At 48.5% G+C, this 25,086-nt stretch carries 21 protein-coding genes and 2 tRNA genes; 12 read left to right on the forward strand and 11 right to left on the reverse strand.

Annotated elements, in window-relative coordinates; translation table 11 throughout:
• On the reverse strand, window positions 1-290 hold a 290-nt coding region (locus IDZ20_RS02935), incomplete at its 3' end, for a response regulator (RefSeq protein ID WP_188149938.1).
• Window positions 287-3,715 carry a hybrid sensor histidine kinase/response regulator gene (locus IDZ20_RS02940; RefSeq protein ID WP_188149939.1) on the reverse strand — a complete coding sequence of 1,143 codons (3,429 nt, stop codon included), beginning with the start codon at window positions 3,713-3,715 and terminating at the stop codon, window positions 287-289. The genes IDZ20_RS02940 and IDZ20_RS02935, both read right to left, overlap by 4 nt.
• Window positions 3,716-4,143: 428 nt before the next feature.
• Between IDZ20_RS02940 and urtA the strand changes: the two genes are divergently transcribed.
• From urtA to IDZ20_RS02985, 9 genes are all read left to right on the forward strand, one after another.
• The gene (urtA, locus tag IDZ20_RS02945) at window positions 4,144-5,394 is read left to right on the forward strand and encodes an urea ABC transporter substrate-binding protein (protein WP_188149940.1); all 1,251 of its coding nucleotides are present in this window, start codon (window positions 4,144-4,146) and stop codon (window positions 5,392-5,394) included.
• Window positions 5,395-5,465: 71 nt separating this feature from the next.
• Window positions 5,466-6,389 carry an urea ABC transporter permease subunit UrtB gene (gene urtB / locus IDZ20_RS02950; RefSeq protein ID WP_188149941.1) on the forward strand — a complete coding sequence of 308 codons (924 nt, stop codon included), beginning with the start codon at window positions 5,466-5,468 and terminating at the stop codon, window positions 6,387-6,389.
• 109 nt (window positions 6,390-6,498) lie between these two features.
• Entirely contained in the window at window positions 6,499-7,653 is a 1,155-nt protein-coding gene (gene urtC / locus IDZ20_RS02955; protein ID WP_188149942.1) for an urea ABC transporter permease subunit UrtC, read from the forward strand.
• Window positions 7,654-7,702: 49 nt separating this feature from the next.
• On the forward strand, window positions 7,703-8,449 hold the full coding sequence (gene urtD / locus IDZ20_RS02960) for an urea ABC transporter ATP-binding protein UrtD (protein WP_188149943.1): 747 nt from the start codon (window positions 7,703-7,705) through the stop codon (window positions 8,447-8,449).
• Between the two features lie 58 nt (window positions 8,450-8,507).
• The gene (urtE, locus tag IDZ20_RS02965; RefSeq protein WP_188149944.1) at window positions 8,508-9,197 is read left to right on the forward strand and encodes an urea ABC transporter ATP-binding subunit UrtE; all 690 of its coding nucleotides are present in this window, start codon (window positions 8,508-8,510) and stop codon (window positions 9,195-9,197) included.
• Between the two features lie 170 nt (window positions 9,198-9,367).
• Complete coding sequence (gene fmdA, locus IDZ20_RS02970) at window positions 9,368-10,600, forward strand: formamidase (RefSeq protein ID WP_188149945.1); 1,233 nt, start codon at window positions 9,368-9,370, stop codon at window positions 10,598-10,600.
• Between the two features lie 163 nt (window positions 10,601-10,763).
• On the forward strand, window positions 10,764-11,114 hold the full coding sequence (locus IDZ20_RS02975; RefSeq protein ID WP_188149946.1) for an FmdB family zinc ribbon protein: 351 nt from the start codon (window positions 10,764-10,766) through the stop codon (window positions 11,112-11,114).
• Window positions 11,115-11,530: 416 nt separating this feature from the next.
• Entirely contained in the window at window positions 11,531-12,676 is a 1,146-nt protein-coding gene (locus tag IDZ20_RS02980; protein WP_188149947.1) for a glycosyltransferase, read from the forward strand.
• A gap of 157 nt (window positions 12,677-12,833) precedes the next feature.
• Window positions 12,834-13,616: a class I SAM-dependent methyltransferase gene (locus tag IDZ20_RS02985; RefSeq protein ID WP_188149948.1), complete on the forward strand. Its 783-nt coding sequence runs from the start codon at window positions 12,834-12,836 to the stop codon at window positions 13,614-13,616.
• Between the two features lie 198 nt (window positions 13,617-13,814).
• Here IDZ20_RS02985 and IDZ20_RS02990 read toward each other — a convergent pair.
• From IDZ20_RS02990 to IDZ20_RS03030, 9 genes are all read right to left on the reverse strand, one after another.
• Window positions 13,815-13,891, reverse strand: a tRNA-Met gene (locus tag IDZ20_RS02990).
• A gap of 228 nt (window positions 13,892-14,119) precedes the next feature.
• Window positions 14,120-15,211: a redox-regulated ATPase YchF gene (gene ychF / locus IDZ20_RS02995; protein WP_188149949.1), complete on the reverse strand. Its 1,092-nt coding sequence runs from the start codon at window positions 15,209-15,211 to the stop codon at window positions 14,120-14,122.
• A gap of 63 nt (window positions 15,212-15,274) precedes the next feature.
• Complete coding sequence (gene pth / locus IDZ20_RS03000) at window positions 15,275-15,862, reverse strand: aminoacyl-tRNA hydrolase (RefSeq protein WP_188149950.1); 588 nt, start codon at window positions 15,860-15,862, stop codon at window positions 15,275-15,277.
• Between the two features lie 140 nt (window positions 15,863-16,002).
• The gene (locus tag IDZ20_RS03005; RefSeq protein ID WP_188149951.1) at window positions 16,003-16,644 is read right to left on the reverse strand and encodes a 50S ribosomal protein L25/general stress protein Ctc; all 642 of its coding nucleotides are present in this window, start codon (window positions 16,642-16,644) and stop codon (window positions 16,003-16,005) included.
• Between the two features lie 141 nt (window positions 16,645-16,785).
• The gene (locus IDZ20_RS03010) at window positions 16,786-17,724 is read right to left on the reverse strand and encodes a ribose-phosphate pyrophosphokinase (RefSeq protein WP_425443412.1); all 939 of its coding nucleotides are present in this window, start codon (window positions 17,722-17,724) and stop codon (window positions 16,786-16,788) included.
• An 83-nt stretch (window positions 17,725-17,807) separates the two neighbouring features.
• A tRNA-Gln gene (locus IDZ20_RS03015) sits at window positions 17,808-17,882 on the reverse strand.
• 13 nt (window positions 17,883-17,895) lie between these two features.
• Complete coding sequence (gene ispE, locus IDZ20_RS03020; protein ID WP_188149953.1) at window positions 17,896-18,732, reverse strand: 4-(cytidine 5'-diphospho)-2-C-methyl-D-erythritol kinase; 837 nt, start codon at window positions 18,730-18,732, stop codon at window positions 17,896-17,898.
• Window positions 18,725-19,300, reverse strand: a complete 576-nt coding sequence (lolB, locus tag IDZ20_RS03025) for a lipoprotein insertase outer membrane protein LolB (protein WP_188149954.1) — start codon at window positions 19,298-19,300, stop codon at window positions 18,725-18,727. The genes ispE and lolB overlap by 8 nt, the downstream gene beginning before the upstream one ends.
• A 54-nt stretch (window positions 19,301-19,354) precedes the next feature.
• Complete coding sequence (locus IDZ20_RS03030; RefSeq protein WP_188149955.1) at window positions 19,355-21,172, reverse strand: tetratricopeptide repeat protein; 1,818 nt, start codon at window positions 21,170-21,172, stop codon at window positions 19,355-19,357.
• Between the two features lie 582 nt (window positions 21,173-21,754).
• Between IDZ20_RS03030 and hemA the strand changes: the two genes are divergently transcribed.
• The 3 genes from hemA to prmC are packed head-to-tail and all read left to right on the forward strand — an operon-like array spanning window position 21,755 to window position 25,053.
• Window positions 21,755-23,029, forward strand: coding sequence for a glutamyl-tRNA reductase (gene hemA, locus IDZ20_RS03035; protein ID WP_188149956.1), 1,275 nt, complete (start codon window positions 21,755-21,757; stop codon window positions 23,027-23,029).
• 48 nt (window positions 23,030-23,077) lie between these two features.
• Window positions 23,078-24,160, forward strand: coding sequence for a peptide chain release factor 1 (prfA, locus tag IDZ20_RS03040; protein ID WP_188149957.1), 1,083 nt, complete (start codon window positions 23,078-23,080; stop codon window positions 24,158-24,160).
• Complete coding sequence (prmC, locus tag IDZ20_RS03045; RefSeq protein WP_188149958.1) at window positions 24,160-25,053, forward strand: peptide chain release factor N(5)-glutamine methyltransferase; 894 nt, start codon at window positions 24,160-24,162, stop codon at window positions 25,051-25,053. The genes prfA and prmC overlap by 1 nt, the downstream gene beginning before the upstream one ends.
• Window positions 25,054-25,086 lie beyond the last annotated feature (33 nt).

Below are 25,086 nucleotides of genomic sequence, written 5' to 3' on the forward strand. Positions count from 1 at the left end.
ATGCTCTCAGTATCGCTAAGCCCAGTCATAAAAATAACGGGGATATTACGCAACGCAGGGTTTGACTTTAATTTTTCACAGGTTTCAAAGCCATCGATAATCGGCATAATTGCATCTAGCAGAATAACGTCGGGGGTGAGCTTTTGCGCAATGGTAATCGCTTGGTTGCCATCCAGGGCTACGAGCGTTGTCATACCGGTATTTTCGAGTGCGTCGTTTAGCATTCCCAGCGTATCGGGAGAGTCGTCAACGATGAGTATGAGACGGGTATCGTCTTGTAGGGTTTTCATTGCGGTATTGCCTTTACTAATTCAATGATTTTATTAAACCTCACCTCCTTGATGTAGCGTTTAAACTGGGTAACAAATACAGGGCTTATATTGGCCGTATCACTAAGCTCGGCGGCGATAGATTTTAGCCCACTTAGATGGCCAATTTCTGCAAGCTCAATAATATTTTCACATTGCTTTTGACTGGGAAGTTGCTGTTCAGCGGCTACAGAGAATTGTGTACTGGCTGCTTTGTTTTTACCGCTTGCCTGAATGTAAGATTGGTCGGCCGTTTTAGATTCGTATATCCATTCAAGATTCAAAAATTTGTCTAAACTCTGTAGCAAATCATCGAGTCGAATGGGCTTAATAAGGTAGTGGTTGTAGGGCGCTTCTTGAATTTCGGTTTTACTGCGCAACAGCAACTCGTCATCGCTTAGTATGTCTTCGTTGGCATTGGCCGTAACCATGACGATGGGAACCTGGAAGCCGATTTGACGTAGTGTTTCCGCAAGTTTCGGCCCGTCCATACCCGGCATGCGCCGATCGATTAAGAATATATTGGGGGTAAAGTCCTCGATCATATCGAGGCAGGATTCAGCATCGGGTGCCTCTACCACGCCGAAACCCAATGGCGTTAACAAGTCGCCAATCAAGCCTCTATGGGTTGCATCATCGTCCACCACCATAATTGAGCGGCGTTCACCTTGGTAACCGTAAATTTTTCGTGGCTTAACATATTCACTGCGAGGAATATCGACGCGCGACAACATTAACCACACTGTAAAAATACAGCCGCCTTCTGGATTGGGTTCTACGGATATGTCACCGCCCATAATGTCGGTTAGTAAACGGGTAATGGTTAGCCCTAAACCTGTGCCGGGTACGGCCGGGTTACCGGGCCGACGAACGCGCTCGAAGGGTTTAAATATACGTTCGAATTCGTCCTCATGAATACCGACACCAGTATCGGTAATTTTAAATTCAGCAACTTGATTGCGGTAGCTAATACTAAATTTAACTTGACCATGCTCGGTGAATTTAACCGCATTCGATAGCAAGTTGATAAGAATCTGGCGCACGCGCTTTTCATCGCCCATTACGGCTGCCGGTATGGGGGATAGCCGTTCAAAAACAAAATCTAAATCTTTGTCTTCCGCTTGAATTCTGAACATCAATTCCAGTTGATCGAGCAAGCTTTTAAAGCGAATCGGGTTGCGCTGTATTTCTAGGCGGCCTGCTTCTATTTTAGATATGTCCAGAAGACCTTCAATCAAATCCGCTAGGTGTTCACCGCTACGTTTGATAACCGAAATCTTATCGCGCGCTGATTCTGCAATGGACTGATCCATCTCCATAAGTTGGGCATAGCCTAGTACGGTATTTAACGGTGAACGCAATTCGTGACTTATACCAGTCAAGTAGCGGCTTTTAGCATTGTTCGCCGCTTCGGCCTGCTCTTTTGCCATCTGTAACTTTAAGTCGGTTTTTTCGTGAGCTTCTATTTCTTGAACAAGTTTTCGGGTTTGCGTTTGCGATTCTTCTTGGGCCACGATCTGGCTCTGATGAGCTAATACAAATAGCCAGCAAATAACGCCGGCAACAATGGTAAGAATAAAAAATACCTTCCAGAGGGTAGCTTCTAAGAGCAGGTTAATATCTAGGCTGTCGGTGCGAATGTTTGTGTAAATTAACGCTAGAAGTATGCCGGTAACGGCCGCAACAACTGAAAGCAGCAGCACGAAATGCAGTAGGCGTAAATTGATATAGTCGGCGGCAAAATCGGGTAGCCATCTTTGCGTGAGTTGAATAAAACGTGCGCCTAGATCGAGACCAGTTTTACACGAATCCTGACAGCGCGCATCAAGAGAACAGCAAAGCGAACAGATATAGCCATCATAGGCCGGGCACATGGCCATATCTTCCGTTTCAAAATGATTCTGGCAAATACTGCATTCCACATCTTCGCATTTGTCGGTAAAAATAAATGGGCTGCGCGCTATATAGTATTTTCCCTTGGTAATTACTGCCAGTAATGGCGCAATCACAAAGGCGCTTAGCAGCGCTATAAAGTGCGCGAGAGCGTGGGCATGATCACCGAAAATACCAAGGTAAGAAAGTATGCCGATAGACGATGCCGCTAGCATTGCCCCTACGCCAACGGGGTTAACGTCGTAAAGGTAAGCGCGTTTAAATTCAATATGCTTTGGGCTCAAGCCTAAGGGCTTATTCAGCACCAGATCTGCAACCAACGCGCCGACCCAACTGACGGCAACTATGGCATAGATGCTGAGCGTACTTTCAAAGGCGTGGTAGATACCTAGTTCCATAAGGAGCAGGGCAATGGCAACGTTAAATACCAGCCAGACTACACGGCCAGGATGGTTATGAGTTAGCCGCGAGAAAAAATTGGACCAAGCGATGGAGCCCGCGTAGGCATTTGTGACATTAATCTTCAGCTGAGAAATAACCACAAAAATGCCGGCTAGGGCGAGTGCGAGGTGTTGGTTATCGGTAACGAAACGAAATGCAACCGCGTACATGGTGGCAGGGTCGGCGGCATCACTAATGGTGCTGCCATACTTAACGGCGACCACGGCGAGGAACGAACCAATCAGCATTTTTATACAACCCACAACAATCCAGCCTGGCCCAGCGAGAATTAATGCTGTCCACCATTTTGCGCGGTTCTCTGGAGTTTTTTCCGGTAAAAATCGTAGGAAGTCTACCTGCTCGCCAATTTGTGCGACTAGGGCAAACATCACCGAAGCGGCGGCACCGAAGAGCAGAATATCCAAACCGATTTGTGTTTGCTTGGTGCCTTGATAGTCCTGCCAGTCTCGGTATAAGGTCGCGTCGTTGAAAAAAATAAAAATAAACGGCAGTAGTTGTAAAGCAATCCAGATGGGCTGAGTCCAGAGTTGGAATCGACTTATAAAAGTTATGCCGTAAAAAACCAGTGGTATTACCACGATGGAGCTAATCACATAGCCAATCGCGAGGGGGATGGCGAGAGTTAATTCCAGAGCCTTGGCCATAATGGCGGCTTCTAGGGCAAAGAAAATAAATGTGAAAGAGGCATATATAAGTGAGGTTGCGGTAGAGCCGATATAGCCAAAGCCTGCACCACGAGTGAGCAAATCTATGTCGACGCCATATTTTGCAGCGTAATAGCAGATGGGTAAACCCGCTGCAAAAATCAAAACGCCAACGACTAAGATAGCAGCGGCGGCGTTCTCAAAACCGTAACTAAGTGTAATGGCGGCGCCGATGGCTTCTAGGGCGAGAAAGGATATTGCCCCTAGGGCGGTGTTGGCGACGCGCCCTAGTGACCAGCGACGCGATGCCTTGGCGGTAAAGCGCAGAGCATAGTCTTCTAGGGTTTGGTTGTTCACCCACTGGTTGTAGTTTCGTCTTACGCGATAAATTTGCTGTTTCGCCGCCATAATTTCATACCCTCGGCCACGAAGCGCTTACCTCTGCCAAACACAACTGAAATGTAACTGTTTAATTTAGATCTAGCTCGGTTTAGGTGCGGCTTGTAGTTATAAACCGCGTTATGTGCTGTAGGTGTGTAAAGCTGCCCCTCCTGGATTTCCCTATGTCACACCTAATCTTTAAGGATTATGAGCGATTATCGGGCCAAGATTAATTCGTTGTTCAAATCTTCCGTATTATCGACTGATTAATTCACTCAACTTAGCTGCTTCTCACCTCGCTTACGCGCACAAAATATAAGGCTTTGTGCCGCTTTCATATGCGTTAAATAACGTAGTTAAGGGGATCATTTGTCGAATACCCAGTAGCGGCGACAACATCGACAATGGCGCTACACCACAGTTTTCCGTGATAGAACCACTACAGAGGATAAACCATGAAAGCTACATCAGTTATTAAGAGTTTGACGCGCTTTGAGTTCCGACGAGGTCTCCTAAGAGTTGTTGGGGTGAGCGCTTTTTTATTGGCGAGCTTGTCGGCGCAAGCCGATAGCGCAAATACCACAGGCCTTGCTGTTACCGATGATACGGTTACGGTTGGCATCCTTCATTCACTAACCGGCACCATGGCGATTAGTGAGACAGGCGCACAGGAAGCCGAGAAACTGGCTATCAAGCAAATTAATGATATGGGCGGCATTCTCGGTCGGCAGATTAAAGTGATTCAAGAAGATGGTGCGAGTGACTGGCCAACCTTCGCAGAAAAATCCCGTAAGCTATTGGTAAAAGATAAGGTTGCAGCTGTATTTGGTTGTTGGACTTCAGCTTCGCGAAAAGCGGCCCTGCCTGTTTTTGAAAAAGAAAACGGCTTGCTTTATTACCCAACCTTCTACGAGGGGCTTGAGCAATCTAAAAACGTGATTTACACCGGTCAAGAAGCGACTCAGCAAATTCTTGATGGCTTAAATTGGGTAGCAAAAGAGAAGGGTGCGAAAACATTTTACCTTATTGGCTCGGACTACATCTGGCCACGTACCTCGATGAAAATTGCGCGTAAGCATATCGAGAACGTTCTTGGAGGCAAAGTTGTTGGTGAAGAATACAAGCCGCTCGGCAATACCCAGTTCGGCTCTGTAATTAACAAAATTCGTTTGAAAAAGCCTGATGTTATCTATGCCGCGGTTGTTGGTGGCAGTAACGTTGCGTGGTTTAAGCAATTAAAAGCAGCCGGTATTACTTCTAAGAAGCAAACCCTACTAACCATTTCGGTAACTGAAGATGAAGTGTTAGGCATAGGCGGTGAAAACCTTGAAGGCTTCTACTCAATAATGAAGTACTTCCAAAGTCAGGATAACCCTAACAACAAAGCGTTCGTTAAAGCCTTTAAAGAAATGTGGGGTGACGATAGCGTAATTGGTGATGTGACCCAGGCAGCCTATCTCGGCCCATGGTTATGGAAGGCCGCTGTTGAAAAAGCTGGAACCTTTGATGTTGATAAAGTGGTAGCGGTTTCTGAAATGGGCGATATCGAATTGACTACAGCGCCGGAAGGCTACGTTAAATTGCATAAAAATCACCACCTATGGAGTGTTGCGCGAGTAGGTAAGTGGAACAAGGATGGTCAAGCAACTGTTGTCTATGAATCTGAGTTGTTAGAGCCAGACCCCTTCCCAGCTGGCTACCAGTAGCTGGTGAGTATACGGACAAGGACGTTCGTTTCATTGTTCCAATTAGATTAATTAATTAGCGGAGATTTCAAATGGGCGAATATACCTACAGCGAATTGGGGTCCATATTGGCAATGCAGGGCTTCGCGGGTATTAGTTTATTCAGCGTACTACTTTTAATGGCCCTCGGTTTGGCCATTATTTTTGGTCAGATGGGTGTGATTAATATGGCCCACGGTGAGTTTATGGCGGTTGGTGCCTACACCACCTACTTTATGTCTAGCCTTACTGAAAGCTACCTTCCAACTTTAATGCCTTACTACTTCTTAATTGCGATATTGCTTTCGTTTCTGGTTGCGGGGTTACTCGGCTATCTCGCCGAATTCGCTTTGATAAGGCATTTGTATAAGCGCCCACTCGATACCTTGCTTGCGACCTGGGGCTTAAGTTTAATTATGCAGCAATCGTTTCGTTCTATTTTTGGTGCACGTGAAGTAAGCCCGACGCTACCGGATTGGTTGATGGGATCTTACCAACCGACGGAAACGATTGATATTCCACTTAACGGAATGTTCGTATTAGCACTGACGGCTGTTGTAACACTAGGTGTTTTTTATCTTCTATTTAAATCGAGTTGGGGTTTGCGTGTTCGCGCTACCACCCAAAACCGAATTATGAGTGGTGCTGTCGGCATCAATACCAAGAAAATCGACCGCTATACCTTCGCGTTAGGCTGCGGCATCGCCGGTATTGCTGGGGCTGCATTTACCACCATTGCGTCTACAGGGCCAACTACGGGTTCACTCTATATTGTTGATACCTTTATGGTTGTGGTCTTCGGTGGCGCTGCCAGCTTATTTGGCACCATTGCATCGGCATTTTCTATTGCCCAGGCGCAATCTATTCTCGAGTTCTTTATTAGCGGATCTATGGCGAAGGTATACACCTTACTCGCACTGGTCATTATTTTGATGTTTAAGCCAGAAGGGCTTTTCGCTAGCAAGGTTCGTCGTTAGACGATGGTCATCTAGGGTTTATAACTAGCGGTTTAAACTTGGTTGAGCGTTAAACCCTAATACCAAACTTGCTGACGGTAACAGGCTTAAAAATATTTAGGAGACGAGTATGAGCTTTGTATATGAGAAATTGATGGGCGGAAAAAGTGGGCTTACAGGGTTCATTATTCTCGCTACATTGATCCTAGTTATATTTCCCACATTCTTAGATTTGTTCCGCTTAAACTTGGTGGGTAAGTATCTTACCTATGCGTTTGCGGCGGTAAGCTTAGTCCTGCTTTGGGGCTATGGCGGTACTTTAAGTTTAGGGCAGGGAATTTTCTTTGGCCTGGGCGGCTACGGCATGGCGATGTTCCTTAAGCTGGAAGCCTCATCGCCTGAAAATACCGCGATACAATCCACACCCGGAATTCCAGACTTTATGGACTGGAACCAAATTACCTCGCTACCGTGGTTTTGGGAACCCTTCAACAGCTTTACCTTTACGATTCTAGCGATCTTAATTTTACCCGCAGCTTTTGCTTACCTTGTTGGTGCGGCAATGTTTAAACGCCGCGTAGGTGGTGTTTACTTCGCCATTATTACTCAGGTAATCGCGGTAATTTTAACGGTACTTATTGTTGGCCAGCAGGGCTTTACCGGTGGTATTAACGGTATTACCGATTTGCGTACACTACACGGCTGGGACATTACCTCCAATAATGCCAAGTATATATTTTACTTCGTAAATTGCTTTTTATTGTTGGGCGTAATTGTACTGAGTCGATTCATTCTAACTAGCAAGTTTGGCCGCCTACTTTTAGCCATGCGCGATAAAGAAGATCGGGTGCGTTTTTCAGGCTACGATGTTTCTAACTTCAAAATCTTTATCTTTTGTATCGCCGCACTAATCTCCGCGATTGGCGGCGCTATGTTTACCTTGCAGGTTGGCTTTATGTCGCCGTCGTTTGTGGGCATTGTGCCTTCCATTGAAATGGTGATCTTCTGTGCGATTGGTGGACGTATGTCGCTAATAGGTGCGGTCTACGGAACATTGCTTATTAATTTTGGTAAAACCACTTTCTCCGAGTCGTTCCCTGAGCTTTGGTTGTTCTTAATGGGCGGTCTGTTTATATCGGTAGTCATGTTTTTCCCGAATGGATTGGCGGGAATCTGGGACGACTACGGACACTATTTGACTGACCGGCTTAAGCAGTTAAAAGACAAGTTTACGACGGTTGTATTGAATAGAGAGCCAAAACAGTTAGCGGAAGATGCTGGGTAGAGCAGTCACTAACCTAGCCTTATAAAACTAAGTTTATCTGGAGTGTATTATGAGTTCCGAAACTGATTTTACCTTGTCGATTGAAAACCTAACGGTTTCTTTCGACGGCTTTAAAGCGGTAGATGATCTAAATCTGTATATCGATAAAAATGAACTGCACGTGGTGATTGGCCCTAATGGGGCTGGCAAAACTACGGTGCTAGATCTTATTTGCGGCAAGACAAAGTCTACCTCTGGCAGCATAAAATTTCTTAATAAAGAACTCACCAAAATGTCGGAGCACGAAATTGTACGTGCTGGCGTGGGCCGTAAATTTCAAACACCTTCTATTTACGAAAATCTATCGGTGTTTGAAAACCTCGAAATTTCTTATCCCAAAGGTCGTGGTGTGGTCGGGTCGCTGTTCTTTAAACGAACCGATACGGTTTTGAATAAAGTCTACGAAATTGCCAAAGAGATTATGCTTTTTGATGCACTTGAGACCGAAGCTGGCTTGTTGAGCCATGGCCAAAAGCAGTGGTTGGAAATCGGCATGCTACTGATCCAAGACCCGCAGTTACTAATGCTCGATGAGCCCGTGGCGGGGATGAGTGTAAAAGAGCGCGAGCAAACGGCGGAATTATTAAACCGTATTAGCGAGGGCCGATCTGTATTGGTGATAGAACACGATATGGATTTTGTTGCACGTATTGCACACAAGGTAACGGTGTTGCACCAAGGTAAAATTCTGGCGGCGGGGAATATGCAAAAAGTTCAGAACGACCCCAAGGTTATTGAAGTCTATCTCGGTCACTAGTTGTGCAGGTTTGTCTGCTTTCGCTGTTGTCAGTGCTTGTTAATCCGAAAGGTGAATTATGCTAAATGTTTCCAATTTAAAAGTGTCTTATGGTCAGAGTGAAGTTATTCACGGTTTAGATTTCTCTGTGCCTCGCAACGAAACGCTCGCAATTATGGGGCGTAATGGCATGGGTAAGACCACGCTATTTAAATCCCTGATAGGAATCTTGCCGTTGTCTGATGGCGAGGTTGCGATAGATGGTGTGAATGTTTCAAAAATGGATAGCTATCAGCGTGTCGAAAATGGTATTGCCTATGTTCCGCAGGGGCGGATGATTTTCCCTTCCTTGACCGTACAAGAAAATATTGAGACCGGCATGGAGGTATCAAAATTAAAAAAGATACCCGACGAAATTTATGCGTTGTTTCCGGTGCTGCGCGATATGCGCAAGCGCAAAGGTGGCAACCTCTCTGGTGGTCAGCAGCAACAGTTGGCGATTGCACGTGCGCTGGTCACCAACCCTAAGGTGTTGTTGTTAGATGAACCTACGGAAGGTATTCAGCCCTCAATTATTAAAGATATTGCCAATGTGCTCAATGAGATTAAAAAGATGCGAGACATTACTATTATTGTCTCTGAGCAGGTGTTGAGTTTTACCATGGCCGTGGCTGATCGCATTATCGTTATCGATAAGGGTACGTTTATTCACGAAGATCTAAAAGAGAATGTTAATACCGACAAGATTAAGAAATACCTGTCGGTGTAAAACGGTAGGTATTTAGCGTTTATCTTGCAGTGATGGGTATATACGTTATTTGACGTAGTTTGGTTAGTCGTTTATCCAATACTTTTAGATTTCGCTGTAACCCATAATTAACAGCAATTGTTAGTAAATCGAAAGTTTTTAAATTGAATCGAACCTTGGGAGATTAAACAATGGCAGAAACAATCATTAAGGTAGATCTAAAAGAATCACCTTATACCAATGAAAAAATTCACAACCGTTGGCACCCAGATATTCCAATGGCGGTAAAAGTAAAGCCGGGCGATGATTTTAAGATTGAATGTTACGATTGGACCGGCGGCCAGATTTCCAATAACGACGACGCGGCCGATGTGCGTGACGTCGATTTGAGCCAAGTACACTTTTTATCTGGCCCCGTAGGTGTTGAGGGTGCAGAGCCCGGTGACCTTTTGGTTGTTGATATTCTCGATATTGGTACGTTCGACGAGAGTTTGTGGGGGTTTAATGGCTTCTTCTCGAAGAAAAATGGCGGCGGGTTTTTAACCGATCATTTTCCCGAAGCGCAGAAGTCTATTTGGGATATTAATGGCATGTTTACCAAGTCGCGACATGTTCCCGGTGTTGAGTACGCCGGTTTGATCCATCCGGGTTTGATCGGCTGCTTGCCATCGAAGAGTTTGCTTGAAGAGTGGAACACCCGCGAGCAAGCCTTATACGATACAGACCCAGATAAAACGCCACCACTGGCGACCTTGCCCTATGCCGATACCGCTCATATGGGGACGCTTTCCGGCGACGCCAAAGCGAAAGCCGCGGCGGAAGGTGCTCGTACTGTACCGCCAAGAGAGCACGGTGGTAACTGCGATATTAAAGATTTATCTCGCGGTTCTAAAATTTACTTCCCCGTATATGTTAAAGAGGCCGGCCTTTCGGTAGGCGACTTACACTTCAGTCAGGGTGACGGTGAAATTACCTTTTGTGGTGCGATTGAAATGGCGGGTTGGATTCACCTCCGTGTGAACCTTATTAAAGGCGGCATGGAAAAATATGCGATTAAAAACCCTATTTTCAAACCGAGCCCAATAACGCCGAAGTATGACGACTACCTAATCTTTGAAGGTATCTCGGTAGATGAGGGTGGCAAACAACATTATCTTGATGTGCATATTGCTTACCGCCAAGCGTGTTTGAATGCGATTAACTATCTAGAGAAGTTCGGCTACTCGCGAGCACAAGCCTATGCCATTTTGGGCACTGCGCCGGTGCAGGGGCATATCAGTGGTGTAGTGGATATTCCGAATGCCTGTGCGACTTTATGGCTGCCGACGGATATTTTTGAATTTAATGTACAGCCTGGTAGCGATGGTCCAACCATTGAATTAGATGGTTCTGTGCAGGTTCCTCTCGCACCTGATTTGGATTAGGTAATGTATTAGTTCACCGCCCCGTAAAATGCCAAGCCCGTATGTTGTTCCTGTGTTTGGTTAGCTCGTTGGGGCGGGTATTTATTAGCGCGCCGCTAGAGCGTTGATTTTTACCCGCTCCTCAAAATTAGAATTGAATATCAGTAATAACGGAGACCTTAAAATGCCAGTTTACGATTACAAGTGTGCCGAGCATGGTGTGTTTAATGATCTTGCGACGATGGATGATAGCGATAAGCCCTGTGCTTGTCCGCGCTGCGGCGAATTGTCTGCCCGTATTATTCGGCTTTCGCCAGAGCTGGTTAGGATGGCACCGGAAAAAAAGCACGCTCATGAGGTAAATGAGCGCAATCAGCACGAGCCTACTCATTCGACAAAAGATCGCCGCGCCGATGACGAGCAGCATTCGAAAGGTTGTGGTTGCGAGCGCAAGATAGGCAAGTCGAATTTACTGTATACAGCGAAGGGTGAGAAGATGTTCCCGTCGATGCGTCCTTGGATGATTAGTCACTGACGCTTGAATGGCGCAGGTTACTGCGTCATTACCATATCGCTTTTTAATTCCGCATGGTTAACTTCAGCCGTTTAAGTCGCTCGGCCTAACGGTTGTAGCCTCTTGTTGTAGTTTGTTCTAAGACGGCTCTTCTGTACCGCTTTGCTACGACCACCCTTCACCTTCCGTGATTCCCCGTATCTGTGTTACGTTACTTGGTATCTTGCCAATTTCAGTTATCGATATAAGGTTAACAAGTGTAGTATCTAGCTAGCTTGGCGATCATTTTTTGAGCTCTCCCCCGCCCGTCAGTATATAAACAATGGTCTATACTCTTCTTTAGTTATCAATGCCCCAGATTACGTCTCAATGCTCAATCGCGTGCCGCAGCAACTATTTTTGGCGTCGCTATATAGATCGGAATAGGAATATGTACTATGGCGAGGATACTTGTAGTCGTCCCTGACTTTTACCCCGCGATTTCAGGTTACGCAAACGCGAGTGTTAACGCGCTTTACGCTTATTGCAGCCTTGATCACGAAGTACACCTGTTAAGTTACAAGGCTGCAGAACTTCCGGAAGGGTTAAATTGCCACCTGCATATAGTCGATATTGATGATACGGCGAACCTTGACGAGAATATCGCGGCTTCACTTGCGGGTAAGTGGGATGGCGTTATCTTTGAGACTTTTGAAAGTAGCGATATTCATCTTCGCTTAGTTAAGTTGATTGATGTAAATATCGACAATGTTACCGTGAGGATTCACGGCTGTACCGAGACGGAAGTGTTCACTTCTGGCGAGTTGGCTTACCCAAGAGATATGTTCGCAGCGGCGCGCGAGCTAAGCGCGAAATTACGGCAGGTGTGGTCTACCACCCGCTACTATATTGACTATCATCGCACGCGCTATTTTAACCACGATCTGGAGCGCGCGCGCATTAGCTATCACCAACTACCTAACTTCCCCCCAGGTGATCATTACGCAGAAGCTCGCCACCTGCGTAAGCATCGACGGGAGTCGAACGCTAGTGTCGTGTTTCTAGGCCGGCTTTCATCACAAGGCGTACACCAAAAAAATGTCTATAACTTTCTCGGTGCGCTCTATCACTTAAAAGTGAATCAGCTTCTCCCCGAAGGATTTGTGGCCTATTTGGTTGGCGATGGAAATGAGGCGGAGCGGGTATTGGCGAGAATAGATACACTTGGCTTAGCGAGCGTAATTGCGTATCGCCCCAGCCTTGAACATAGCGAGACCTTAAAGTTGTTAGCGGAAGTGCGCGGTGCTTGTTTACTGTCGAAATACGAAGGCCATTCGATGTTTGCCCTTGAATGTTTTTATACCGGTGTTCCTATTTTGTTAAGCGAGAAAGTTGGTGCTGCGGAGCATAGAAATCTTGCCAGTAGTTTACTGGTCGACCCCGATGATATTTTTGCGATAGCCGATCAGATGCTTAGGTTGCTCGAGCTTGGAAGGGTTGTACGTGCAGATACTACTGAGCAAACGGATGGCTACCTCTCTAATTATTCATTCGATGTGCTTCGTCAACGTGCTAACACTTTAATCGACTTGTTGTGCGCTTAAATGACTGAGTCGAAAAATAAGGCGCCTAGAAATAGCATACCTAGCGTCCTATACCTGGTTTCGTCAAGAGTAGTTTGGCTTGTTGGTGTCGAGCACAGAATTTAGGTTGGCCGTCGTAGCTACGGAATGCCGACCGCTTATATCAAGGAGAATCTTAATGAGTGAAATTCAAATCCCAGAAGCCTGGTTTAAGTCGAAAACGATTGCGCCCGACTGGCAGTTGAACGAGGTGAATCGTACCTTATCGGGCCGTTCACTATCTTACCCAAGTTACGCGGACCTTATGGCGGATTTGTTTGATGGCGAAGATATATGGTCGCATTACAGTTTCGACGAGAATCTCGTTGACGATCTACACACTAGCGAACCGCAAGCGCATATAACAGAAGAGACATTAGATTTCGTTACCGAGACGCTCGGCAGCCCGCCCAAGCTCGTTATAGAAGTGGGTAGTTTTGTCGGCGCGTCGGCGCGGGTATTTGGCGATTGGGTGAAGCCGCACAATGGAACGGTGTTGTGCGTTGACACTTGGTGTGGCGACATCAATATGTGGCTGCATAAAAGATTCTCCGGTTTGATGGCCAAAGCCGATGGTAACCCGAAGATATTCGATCACTTTATTAACAATATTATTCGCTACGACCTGTGTTCACATGTTGTGCCCATACGGCTAACGTCTATTGCCGCCGCGCGGATGCTTTCGGCGCTTAATTATAAGGTGGATGTGGTCTATCTCGATTCTGCCCACGAAGCAGGGGAAACCTTTATGGAGTTGGCGCTTTATTGGGATTTGTTGCGGGATGGTGGTGTTTTGATTGGCGATGACTACACGGTATTCCCAGCAGTAAAGAATGATGTTGATACCTTTTGTAGGTGTAAGGGTATCGACAACTTACAGCTGTTAGAAGAAACGAAGGATACGTACTTGATAAAGAAGTAATCAAGTTGAACTGTGACGTTGGTTACTCAGAGTTTAGCTGCGCTCGGCAGGCTCTTGGCTTGCTTAGGGGGGCGATAGCGAGGGTAGATTAAAGTTTATAAGCAATTTTTGCGTATAGGTTGGACGGAAATTGGTCACGTTTTGGGAATGATGGGGGTGTAGGTTAGTGGTTCTTTACCATCTACCCCTTGCGGGAGATGGTAGCTAGAGGGAGACTTGAACTCCCGACCTCAGCATTATGAGTGCTGCGCTCTAACCAGCTGAGCTACCTAGCCACTATATCTAACCTAGTGCGTTATAGAGCTTAATCCATTTAGCTTTTTATATCGCATGTCGAACTATCTTACCTAGATGTTTTATCTTCTAGGCGGTTTAACGAGTTCCTTAACTTTTAAACCTTACTTCCCCTCGCTCTAGCCAGCAAAGTTAGCGGTGGTCGAGAGGGCGGCTATTTTCACTAGTCGCCCCTCTAAAGTCAAGCCCTGAGCGCTGCGCTTTTGCCTTTAAACGTTAAATCGGAAGTGAACAACGTCGCCATCCTTAACGATGTAGTCTTTTCCTTCCAAACGCCACTTGCCAGCTTCTTTGGCGCCAGCCTCGCCTTTGCCGGCGATAAAGTCGTTGTAGCCGACGACTTCTGCACGGATAAAGCCCTTTTCGAAGTCGGTGTGAATCTTGCCCGCAGCCTGTGGCGCAGTGGCGCCGATCGGGATAGTCCACGCACGCACTTCTTTCACACCTGCGGTGAAATAGGTATGTAGGCCAAGCAATTCATATCCGGCGCGAATTACTTGGTTGAGGCCGGGCTCTTCCATACCGAGGTCTTCCAGGAATTCCTGTTTCTCGTCATCATCGAGTTCGGCAATTTCGGCTTCAATCTTGTTGCAAAGGGTCACCACAATCGCATCTTCACTCTCAGCGATTGCTTTTACCACGTCGAGTAGGGGGTTGTTCTCGAAGCCATCTTCTTCAACGTTGGCAATGTACATGGTGGGCTTTAGGGTGAGCAGACTTAGCTCTTTTAGTGTTTTACGCTGTTCGTCGGTTAGGGTGAAGGTGCGTAGTGGCTGAGCCTCGTTGAGGTGAGGTTGAACAAGCTCAAGCAGTGCTTTAATCTCCATTGCATGCTTGTCTTTACCCTTGGCAGCCTTGGCGTAGCGTTGGATGGCTTTCTCTACGGTTTCGAGGTCCGCGAGTGCAAGTTCAGTGTTGATGACTTCGATGTCCGATGCAGGGTCAATACGTCCTTCCACGTGGACAATATTGGGGTCGTCGAAGCAGCGAACCACGTGGGCGATGGCGTCGGTCTCACGAATGTTGGCTAGAAACTTGTTGCCCAGCCCTTCTCCGTTAGACGCGCCAGCGACTAAGCCTGCGATATCAACAAACTCCATAGTCGTGGGAACAATTCGATCAGGTTTTACGATCTCGGCAAGCTTGTCTTGGCGAGGGTCTGGGACGGCGACAACACCGGCATTAGGTTCAATGGTGCAGAATGGAAAGTTTTCCGCGTCGATGCCCGCTTTCGTCAAGGCGTTAAAGAGCGTGGATTTCCCCACGTTTGGAAGGCCTACAATGCCGCAGTTAAATCCCATATCTAAGTGTCCGATTTGTCGTGTAACAGATGTTGTTAATGCTTAATTTTTTTGCTGTAGTGTTTAGGCTGTGCTGGTGTGCAGCTCGCGCATGGCCTTTTCCCAATCGCCGTTAACTAAATCGGGAACGGCTTTTTCGCTCTCCCGAATGGCGTCGTCAATCAACGCCTGCTCGGCACTCGGGGCCTTCTTTAAAACATAGTTACTGACCAGCTTGGCGTTGCCGGGGTGGCCAATTCCTATGCGTAAGCGGCCAAAGCCATTGTTGTTGCCTAGCGCTGCAATAATATCTCGCAGGCCGTTGTGACCGCCGTGACCGCCGCCAATCTTTAATTTGGCCGCCCCAGGTGCGAGATCTAATTCGTCGTGTGCAACGAGAATATTTTCTGGCGCTACCTTATAAAAGTTGGCTAACGAGGCTACAGCTTGGCCACTGCGGTTCATAAAAGTTGTGGGTATCAGTAACCGTACATCTTTGCCGCCAATAATAACTCGACCACTAAAGCCAAAGTGTTTGGGGGTGTTTTGTAACGTCTCGCCATAAGTTTGCGCGATTGCCTCAACAAAATCTTGGCCGGCATTATGACGGGTATGCGCGTATTCTGCACCTGGATTTCCGAGGCCTACAATGAGTTTTATGGCGTCTTTCATAGGGTCGTTGTCTGGGGTCGTGTTGAGTAGTTAGGGCGTTATTTTAGCAGCGAGTTGTATGGATGTTCGTGCTAAACGCAGACAGGCAGCCGAAGCTGCCTGTCTTTGCGGTAAATCCAGCGGTATAAACCGTTCTGAACTTACTCTGCGTCGCTTTCCGCTTCGCCATCTTCTGCAGCATCATCTTCAATTGCGCCCTTAGGCTTGTTGATAGATGCAACAGGTAGATCGTGGTCAGCGCCGTGGCTAAGAGCAACGGACTCAACACCTTTGGGAAGTGTAATGTCGGAAATGTGAACGGTTTGACCCAGTTCTACGTTAGCCATATCCACTTCGATAAACTCTGGTAAGTCAGCTGGCAAACAGCTGATTTCAAGGTCAATCATGGTGTGTGCGATTACGCCGCCCTGAACCTTAACGCCTTTACTGGTAACTTCGTTAATGAAGTGCAAAGGCACGCGAGTTTGCAATTTCTTGGTTTTCGAAACGCGCATAAAGTCGATATGCATTACTACTGGCTTGGCTGGGTGACGTTGCAAATCCTTAAGGATTACGTCTTCTGCTTTGCCGTCAACAACTAGGCTGATGATGTGCGAGTAAAAAGACTCGTGCTCAAGGTGCTTCATCAGTTCGTTGTGAGAAAGCGTAATGCTTTGTGGGTTTTTACGGCCACCGTAAACGATGCCGGGAACTAGGTTGGCTTCGCGACGCAGGCGGCGGCTCGCACCTTTCCCTGAATCGTCACGCTGCGCTGCTTCTATTGTAAAGTTATCTGCAGACATTTTATCTACTCCAAATATATGCCCAAACTATCCCGCGACCAGGAACAGTAAGGGGTTGTAGTGTGTCGACGCGATCCTAACTAGATGTTAACGAGGCGGCGCCGACGGTTGTGCCCACTAAGGGCAATTCCTAATGGAATTCTATAAGCCCTCGCCGAACATAGCGCTCAACGATTCTTCGTTGCTAATACGGCGCATCGCTTCGGCGAGCATGTTCGACAGGGTGAGCTGGCGAATCACTGGGCATTGTTTTGCTTCTAAAGATAGCGGAATCGAGTCTGTAACGACGAGTTCGTCCATCTGTGAATTATTCAAGCGTTCTATGGCCGGCCCGGACAATACTGGGTGGGTTGCATAGGCGACCACTTTTACGGCGCCGCGTTGCTTTAAGGCTTTGGCGGCATTGCAAAGGGTGCCAGCCGTATCCACCATGTCATCTACCAGTAGGCAGGTGCGACCTTCGATATCACCGATAATATTCATAACTTCGGCAACGTTGGCTTTTGGGCGACGCTTATCGATGATGGCCAGGTCGATATCGAGTTGCTTGGCAACTGCACGGGCGCGAACAACACCGCCAATATCGGGTGAAACCACCACCAGATCTTTAAAGTTTTGTTTTTCGATGTCTTGTAGCAGTACCGGCGAGCCGTATACGTTGTCTACGGGCACATCGAAAAAGCCCTGAATCTGTTCTGCGTGTAAATCAACCGTAAGTACGCGGTCAACGCCGACCGTTACCATCATATCGGCAACTACTTTTGCCGTGATAGGTACTCGTGCAGAGCGTACGCGTCGATCTTGGCGGGCGTAACCAAAGTAGGGGACTACAGCGGTAATGCGGCCAGCCGAGGCGCGGCGCAGTGCATCCACCATCACGATTAATTCCATGATGTTATCGTTGGTAGGTGCGCAGGTTGGTTGAATAACAAAAACGTCGCGACCGCGTACGTTCTCGTTGAGCTCGACCAAGATTTCACCGTCTGAGAAGTTTTCTACGGTGGCATCCCCGAGAGGTATCCCCAAATTGCTAACAACACGTTCAGCGAGTTCTGGGTTAGCGTTACCGCTAAATACCATCAAATCAGGCACTATCTGGCTCCTTCTTCAGAATGGATCGAATTTTACTTACGGAAGGATATTGGAGGAAATGCAGAGGAAAATGGCTGGGGCGGAAGGACTCGAACCTACGAATGACGGGATCAAAACCCGTTGCCTTACCACTTGGCGACGCCCCAGTGAAAACTGCCCTCAAGTGAGGCACTGATGCAATGGCGAATCGTTAATACCTTTAGCCACAAAACCGTTTATATGCTTTGGTCTATTGGCGAAAACGTTCCAAGCGCTATCTTCAGATTTAAATGATGCAAAAACACATGCACCGGTACCTGTTAATTGCGCCGAGCCATACTGATTGAGCCAATCAACCGCATCTCTCACCTGCGGAAAAAGCCTTTCAACCAAGGGTTGACAGTCATTTTTCCCGCCCTTCTCGAGGAAGGCCGCTACTGTAATGGCGGTCGTATCTCTTGTCAAATCTTTATGCGAAAAAATTGCTTTGGTGGAGACATGACAATTTGGCGCCAATACGACGAACCAGCGTGTCTCCATGTTGAGCGGTTGAAGCTTTTCACCGATTCCTTCTGCCCAGGCGGTTTGACCGCGAACGAATACGGGAACATCGGCACCCAGCGAGCGCCCTAGCATGGCTAGCTCATCGATACTTAGCTCACAGCGCCAGAGTTTGTTCAGGCCGAGCAGTGCGCTGGCCGCGTTGCTACTGCCGCCTCCAATGCCGCCGCCCATAGGTAATATTTTGCTTAGCTGCATGGTTGCGCCCTGTGTGCAGCCTGTGTGTTGCTGTAATAGTTGCGCAGCCTTATAAATAAGATTGTCTTTTGCTGCTAGGCCCGGAATGTTGGGGCTAATTTGAATCTTGCCGCTATCATTGTGGCTGATTGTTAAGGTGTCGCCAGAATCGAGCAGCTGGAAGACCGTTTGCAGCAGGTGGTAACCCTCGGCATTCTGGCCAAGGATGTGAAGGAATAGGTTGAGTTTTGCCGGACACGGCAGGATCAGTTCAGTCATTTGTTTTCTGCTGGGCTGCGAGCCAGCGCTTGAGGATGATGGTAAGCTTTAGTGCGTCGCGATTGGCGACAATCTTTGCCGGTAGGCGGAGCCCTTCCAGCTCTTGGTAGCGGGGATAACTTATCAGCCAGCCGCGCTGCTCTATGAGGGCGACAGTGCCGTCGGGGTTGTATTCGATTCTGCTCGCGACACTATCGGGCGAAGCAATGCCGCGCACCCAGTAGCGCATTTCACTTACCGGAATTGTCCAGTCAAGACGCTCAGCCAGAAGCTGTTCAGCATTGGCTGCACGCCATTGCTGGCCATCGGCGTTGAGCGTTACCTGTTTGTTTTTGCGGCTGAGGCTGGCTGCGCCTTGACCGAGTGGGCCGCTAAAGTGAATGTTGTAGTCTGAGCCGCGATTGCGCCACGTAAAATTAGCACTCTGTCCCTTGCCGTCTAGTTTGAGTCCGAATTTGCCGTCTAGATCCCAATGGGTAAACTGTTCGGCGCTAGCGGGCACAGTAACTTGGGCATCACCTTGCCTAGAGCCGAGGCTCTGGCAGCCTTGCAAAAGCACGCTTAACACAAGTGCAAGGCCTACTAAACATTGACTCGAATAACCGTAAGCTGGCGACATAATCTAATTAAGCTCTACCTGCAGGCGCTGTAGCGTTTTCTTTATGATGCTACTGCTCGGATTTTGCTGCAGTGCATCCCGCCAAACCGCGCGCGCCGCGTCACTATCGCCCGATACCCAAAGTACTTCGCCTAGATGCGCGGCTATCTCGTGGTCTGGCATGGCCTTCAACGCCGCTCTCAACCGTACTAGCGCTGCTGGGATATTGCCGCGCCGGTACTCTACCCAGCCCATGCTATCCATCACAGCGGGGTCGTCCGGCGCCAGTACGAAGGCCTTGCTGATATAGGTGTAGGCTTCGTCGAGGCGATCGGTTAAGTCCGCGAGTGTGTAGCCTAAAGCGTTAAGTGCGGCGGCATTCTCCGGGTTGAGCGCAATTATTCGTTTAAGGTCCCGCTCTGCACCCTCTAAATTATTGATGCGGGTGTAGAGCATGGCGCGCGAGTAGAGGGCGTTGGTCGCATCGGGGAATTCTTCCAGAGCTTCGCTTAACAGCAGCTCTGCTGCCGCGATTTGACCCGCGCTCAACAGGACTTCGGATTCTAGAATATAGAGGCCCTCGCGGTAGCCTGATTGCGGGGACTCCGGCGCTAAAGCCGTGCGCGCCTGACGCAGCATGGTTAGCGCTTCTAGAGACTGATCTTCAGCGACCAACAGATCTTTGGCGCGAGACAAGGCGGCGACGTAGTTATGGCCCGGCTGGACCTGCTGGTAGTGTTTGATGGCGCTGCTTCGATCTTGCTTTTGACTGTAGATAACGCCTAGGTTGAAGTTCGCCGAAGAGAGGTAGTGGCCGGTTTCGATTAAGGTTAAGAAGTGTTGCTCGGCGTCATCGGTTCGTCCTGACTCCAGCTCCACTAGCCCGAGAGAGAAGAGTATCTCGGGGTCTTGAGGTGCAACCTTAAGCAGCGACTTAAATTGTTCACGGCTTTCATTAATGTCGTATGCGGACATTAACCTCGCGTAGCGGGCTCGCAGTGCGAAATTTCCGGGGTTGGCCGCGACCAGATCCGCTAGCTTTTTAAGCGCCAGCTCCGGTTTGCCGAGCATTTGTAAAATATGCGCTTCTTGATAAGAGGCCTGTAGATTATTGGGTTCTATCGTCAGCGTGCGTTTTATCGCCGTTAACGCTTCTTCTGGGCGATTGGACTCTGTTAGCAAAATACTGGTGCCGAGGAGGAGTAGGCTGTTCTGTGGGTGGCGTTTGGCTAGCGCTTGGTAGCGACTAAGTAAGTCCTGCAGTAAGAATGGGTCGCCACCCACGGCGCGTAGTGCAATCGAGTCGAATGGCGCGGGTTGACCGAGGCCGGCAAGTTGCTCCGCTTGATATAGCGCTTCGAGCAAGCGATTTGCCTGAATCAATTCGGCCATGAAAATCAGCTGAGCATCCAGGTTGCTTGGTTCTAGTTCGTGCCATTGTTGGGCTAACGCTAAAGCGCTGCTGTGAGCTTCTAGGATGCGGGCTATTTGGGTGGCGCGTCCAGTAACGGCTGGGTCCCTAGTGGTCAGGGCCTGTTGCTGGTAATTGCTAAGTGCGATGTCATAACGGCGTCGGTCGATAGCCATTTCCGCCACTAATAGGGCGTATAGAGATTCGCTGCTAAAGGGGCGGTCCACCTTGGCGCTCGATATTGCCGCTGCATTTTCGTTTGTGTTTTTGGTTGGCGTATCGGTGGCTTGTTGGCTCGCCATATTGGCGCAGCCAGAGGTGGCAGCTATCAAAGAGCCAAGTATTAGCGAGCGCCACCAGCTGTTGCCACTATAGGAGGAGGCGTGTGCGGTCGACATTTTTGTGCGGGTGATGCGGGTGAATAGGGGCAATGTATCTAATCTCTCTCGGCTGACTCTGGTGTTTCTAGCGCTTTAGGCCATAACTAAACTATACAGGCCGTTGAGCCGGTATGGGCTTTAAGGCTTTTTCGGGAACAGGTATTTCCCCCGGCGAGTATAAGTACTAATCAATATGAGTGTAACCAGTATAGGCTGGAGTCGCTGACCTAGCTTGTGACAGGGTTTGCGCGCCAGAGTTCTGCTGTGGCTAGTTCCCCAGTATATCAAGCTTGCGTCTGGAGGGAAGTGCCCCAATTTCGGCGATAATACCGTACTACGGCGGGGGTGATTTTCGTGACCGATGTTTTTAAAACCCTGTAACTATGGGCTGCTTGGCGCAGGTGAAAACGCTTTTGCTCGGCACAGCGCTTGCCTTCTTCGGTGGTAAACAAGAAAATGGGCGGTTTTTCACGCTGTATGCTGCTGTGGGCCAAGTAGTGTTGACTCGGATTGGTTCGCGTCGGAGAGGTATCCGGCTGTATATAAATAGCCATCAGGTCGTTGGCTGATTTCGGTGTGAACGGTCGCTTAAGGAGTTGTTAGGCGGCTCTAATTTTAGGTTTTTCGGTAGATATGACGTTTATTGCGCTAGGTATCAATCACAATACCGCGAGTCTCGAAATACGCGAGAGAGTCGCATTTGCCCCTGCCGAAATCGAGCAGGCGCTTCAGAACGCGCAAAATTCCAGTGTGGCCAGCGAGATCGCAATACTTTCCACCTGCAATCGCACGGAAATCTACTGTCAGTCAGAATCCGATTCTCGGCAGTTGTTGCAATGGCTAGCCGATCACAAGAATGCCGAGTTTGAACAATTGGTTGCGGCCCACTATGTGTATCAAGGTGGTGACGCTGCTCGCCATATGATGTCGGTCGCTAGCGGATTGGATTCGCTGGTACTCGGCGAACCGCAAATACTCGGTCAAATGAAATCTTGCTACGCGGTGGCTCAAGAAGCCGGCGTGCTCGGTACGGGACTGCACGATGCTTTTCAGCGGGTGTTTGCGGTGGCGAAAAAAGTACGTTCCGAGACGGCGATTGGTGAAAACCCTGTTTCGGTTGCCTATGCAGCCGTGGCTCTGGCGCAGCAGATATTTTCGGATCTAAAGCGCGATACCGCGTTGTTAATTGGTGCCGGGGAAACCATAGAACTGGTTGCTAGACACCTAAAGAATCATGGAATTAAGCGGATTATTGTCGCCAATCGAACCCTCGGTAATGCCCGCAAGCTGGCAAATGAATTAGATGCGGAGGCGATATTGCTGGCTGACATTCCGGATTATCTATATCAGGCGGATATCGTCATCTCCTCCACCGCGAGTCAATTGCCGCTGTTAGGTAAGGGCGCTGTCGAGCAGGCGCTTAAAAAGCGTAAACACCGCCCCATGTTTATGGTTGATATTGCCGTACCGCGCGATATCGAACCGCAGGTCGCTGAACTTGCGGATGTTTACCTGTATACGGTGGACGACTTAAAAGAAGTTATCGACGAAAATAAAAAGTCTCGTGAGGAAGCGGCGCATATCGCTCGCGAGATCATTAATGCGGGGGTTGAACGGTTTGAGGCGGATCAACGAGCGCTTTCGGCGGTGACCGTAGTAAAAGCTTTTCGGCAGTCGGTCGATGGTCTGCGTGAGCAGGAACTTCAAAAAAGTTTGCGAGCCTTAGAGGCCGGCGGTGATCCGGCAGAAATAATGGCTGCACTTTCGCGCAACCTAACCAATAAATTTTTGCATCAGCCAACGTCGCAATTAAAAAAGGCCAGTGCTGATGGCCGCGACCATATGATTACCGAGTTCCAGACACTGTTTGGATTAAATACTCTAAAAGATGAAGAGTCCGATTCTTGATTGCTCGGTCGACACCCATACACATACTCAAAGTGAAATAACGAGTTTATGAAAGATTCCATTAAAGCCAAGCTAGAAAACCTTGCCGAACGCTACACCGAGGTGGGCGCCCTGCTGAGCGATGCCGGCATTATTGCCAACCAAAATAAATTTCGCGAGCTGTCTAAAGAGTACGCCGAAATTGAACCTGTGGTTGAGTGTTTTAATCGTTACCAAACCGTCATGGACGATATTGCCGAAGCCAAGGCGTTAATGGCAGACGGCGATGCCGATATGCGCGAGATGGCTCAAGAAGAATTAAAAGATAGCGAAAAACTTATCGAGCCACTTGAACTGGAATTGCAAAAGCTATTGTTGCCGAAAGACCCCAACGACGGCAAAAACGTATATTTGGAAATCCGCGCGGGAACGGGTGGCGATGAGGCTGCAATTTTTTCCGGCGATTTATTTCGTATGTATTCGCGCTTTGCCGAGGAAATGGGCTGGCGAGTAGAAGTGATTAGCGAGAACCAAGGCGAACATGGCGGCTACAAGGAAATCATTACCCGTGTCGTTGGGCAGGGCGTGTATTCGAAAATGAAGTTTGAGTCGGGTGCTCACCGTGTTCAGCGCGTGCCAGAAACGGAATCTCAGGGGCGGATTCACACCTCAGCTTGTACCGTTGCGGTAATGCCGGAAGCCGATGAGGCAGAAGAGGTCAATATTAATAAAGCGGATTTGCGCGTCGACACATTTCGCGCTTCCGGCGCTGGTGGACAGCACGTCAACAAAACCGACTCCGCTATTCGAATTATCCACATTCCTTCGGGCATAGTGGTGGAGTGTCAGGACGAACGATCACAGCATAAAAACCGAGCCAAGGCGATGTCGCTACTGGCCACCAAACTTAATAACGCGCAATCGGAAAAAGCGGCGGCAGAGCAGGCCAGCGAACGTAAAAGTTTGGTGGGAAGCGGTGATCGCTCCGAACGCATTCGAACCTACAACTACCCGCAGGGGCGTGTAACTGATCACCGAATTAATTTAACCTTGTACAAGTTAGACGAGATTATGCAGGGCGCTTTAATTGATGTAGTGCAGCCGTTGGTAAATGAATATCAAGCCGACTTGCTCGCGGCGTTAAGCCAGTAATGATCACTGCAGCTGTACATTCTGTCGCCGCCTGTTTGCGCGCGGCGCAGCTGCAATTACACAAAAGTGATTCTGCACGGCTAGACGCGGAAGTCCTGCTCGGCCATGTGTTAAACAAAAGCAGAACCTGGCTGTATACCTGGCCGGAAAAGCCCCTTTCTCCCGATAACTATCAAACCTTCCAGCAACTGCTCGCACGCCGTGAGACGGGTGAGCCAATTGCACATATTACCGGCGAGCGCGAATTTTGGTCGCTGAGTTTTTTTGTTTCTGCAGCGACACTTATACCGCGTCCTGATACCGAACAGTTGGTTGAGGCCGTGCTGGATATTGTGAATGTCGGTGCGGGAAAAGAGATTGGATGTAGCACTCCTCAGCGAATGTTGGACTTGGGAACAGGGACTGGCGCGATTGCAATTGCGCTAGCTACGGAATTGCCGCAGGCTGAAATTATTGCTGTGGATTATTCCGCAGAGGCTGTTGCGCTCGCTGAAAAAAATCGCCAGCGTCATGGCTGTGACAATCTTCGTTGTATTCAAAGCGACTGGTATGACGCGCTGCGCCGTGATGCTGGCGTGATTAACCAGTTTGACGTAATCGTAAGTAATCCACCTTATATCGCTGCCAGCGATGAGCATCTCCAGCAGGGTGATGTGCGCTTCGAGCCGCGCTCTGCGCTTGTCGCGGAACATGACGGTTTGGCGGATATTGAAATTATCATCGCGCAGGGACGAGAGTTCTTGGCTTCTGGCGGTTGGTTGTTATTGGAACACGGCTGGCGTCAAGCTGAGGCGGTGGCCGCGATTTTTAACCGTTGCGGGTATGCTGCGATTACCACCCGACAGGATTTGGCCGGAAACGATCGCGTAACGCTTGCCCAGTATAAAATTTAACAGGCTAACTCGCTAACTAGAAAGGAGCGACAA

Source organism: Teredinibacter waterburyi (genome assembly GCF_001922985.1).
Lineage (GTDB): Bacteria > Pseudomonadota > Gammaproteobacteria > Pseudomonadales > Cellvibrionaceae > Teredinibacter > Teredinibacter waterburyi.

What these genes read in the sequence shown, in the direction of transcription:
- IDZ20_RS02980 (WP_188149947.1), top strand. Translation starts at nt 11,531, where the DNA reads ATGGCGAGGATACTTGTAGTCGTCCCTGACTTTTACCCCGCGATTTCA.
- IDZ20_RS02975 (WP_188149946.1), top strand. Translation starts at nt 10,764, where the DNA reads ATGCCAGTTTACGATTACAAGTGTGCCGAGCATGGTGTGTTTAATGAT.
- urtC (WP_188149942.1), top strand. Translation starts at nt 6,499, where the DNA reads ATGAGCTTTGTATATGAGAAATTGATGGGCGGAAAAAGTGGGCTTACA.
- ispE (WP_188149953.1), bottom strand. Translation starts at nt 18,732, where the DNA reads ATGACTGAACTGATCCTGCCGTGTCCGGCAAAACTCAACCTATTCCTT.
- prmC (WP_188149958.1), top strand. Translation starts at nt 24,160, where the DNA reads ATGATCACTGCAGCTGTACATTCTGTCGCCGCCTGTTTGCGCGCGGCG.
- urtA (WP_188149940.1), top strand. Translation starts at nt 4,144, where the DNA reads ATGAAAGCTACATCAGTTATTAAGAGTTTGACGCGCTTTGAGTTCCGA.
- IDZ20_RS03010 (WP_425443412.1), bottom strand. Translation starts at nt 17,724, where the DNA reads ATGGTATTTAGCGGTAACGCTAACCCAGAACTCGCTGAACGTGTTGTT.
- fmdA (WP_188149945.1), top strand. Translation starts at nt 9,368, where the DNA reads ATGGCAGAAACAATCATTAAGGTAGATCTAAAAGAATCACCTTATACC.
- prfA (WP_188149957.1), top strand. Translation starts at nt 23,078, where the DNA reads ATGAAAGATTCCATTAAAGCCAAGCTAGAAAACCTTGCCGAACGCTAC.
- IDZ20_RS02940 (WP_188149939.1), bottom strand. Translation starts at nt 3,715, where the DNA reads ATGGCGGCGAAACAGCAAATTTATCGCGTAAGACGAAACTACAACCAG.
- IDZ20_RS02985 (WP_188149948.1), top strand. Translation starts at nt 12,834, where the DNA reads ATGAGTGAAATTCAAATCCCAGAAGCCTGGTTTAAGTCGAAAACGATT.
- ychF (WP_188149949.1), bottom strand. Translation starts at nt 15,211, where the DNA reads ATGGGATTTAACTGCGGCATTGTAGGCCTTCCAAACGTGGGGAAATCC.
- urtD (WP_188149943.1), top strand. Translation starts at nt 7,703, where the DNA reads ATGAGTTCCGAAACTGATTTTACCTTGTCGATTGAAAACCTAACGGTT.
- IDZ20_RS03005 (WP_188149951.1), bottom strand. Translation starts at nt 16,644, where the DNA reads ATGTCTGCAGATAACTTTACAATAGAAGCAGCGCAGCGTGACGATTCA.
- pth (WP_188149950.1), bottom strand. Translation starts at nt 15,862, where the DNA reads ATGAAAGACGCCATAAAACTCATTGTAGGCCTCGGAAATCCAGGTGCA.
- urtB (WP_188149941.1), top strand. Translation starts at nt 5,466, where the DNA reads ATGGGCGAATATACCTACAGCGAATTGGGGTCCATATTGGCAATGCAG.
- urtE (WP_188149944.1), top strand. Translation starts at nt 8,508, where the DNA reads ATGCTAAATGTTTCCAATTTAAAAGTGTCTTATGGTCAGAGTGAAGTT.
- hemA (WP_188149956.1), top strand. Translation starts at nt 21,755, where the DNA reads ATGACGTTTATTGCGCTAGGTATCAATCACAATACCGCGAGTCTCGAA.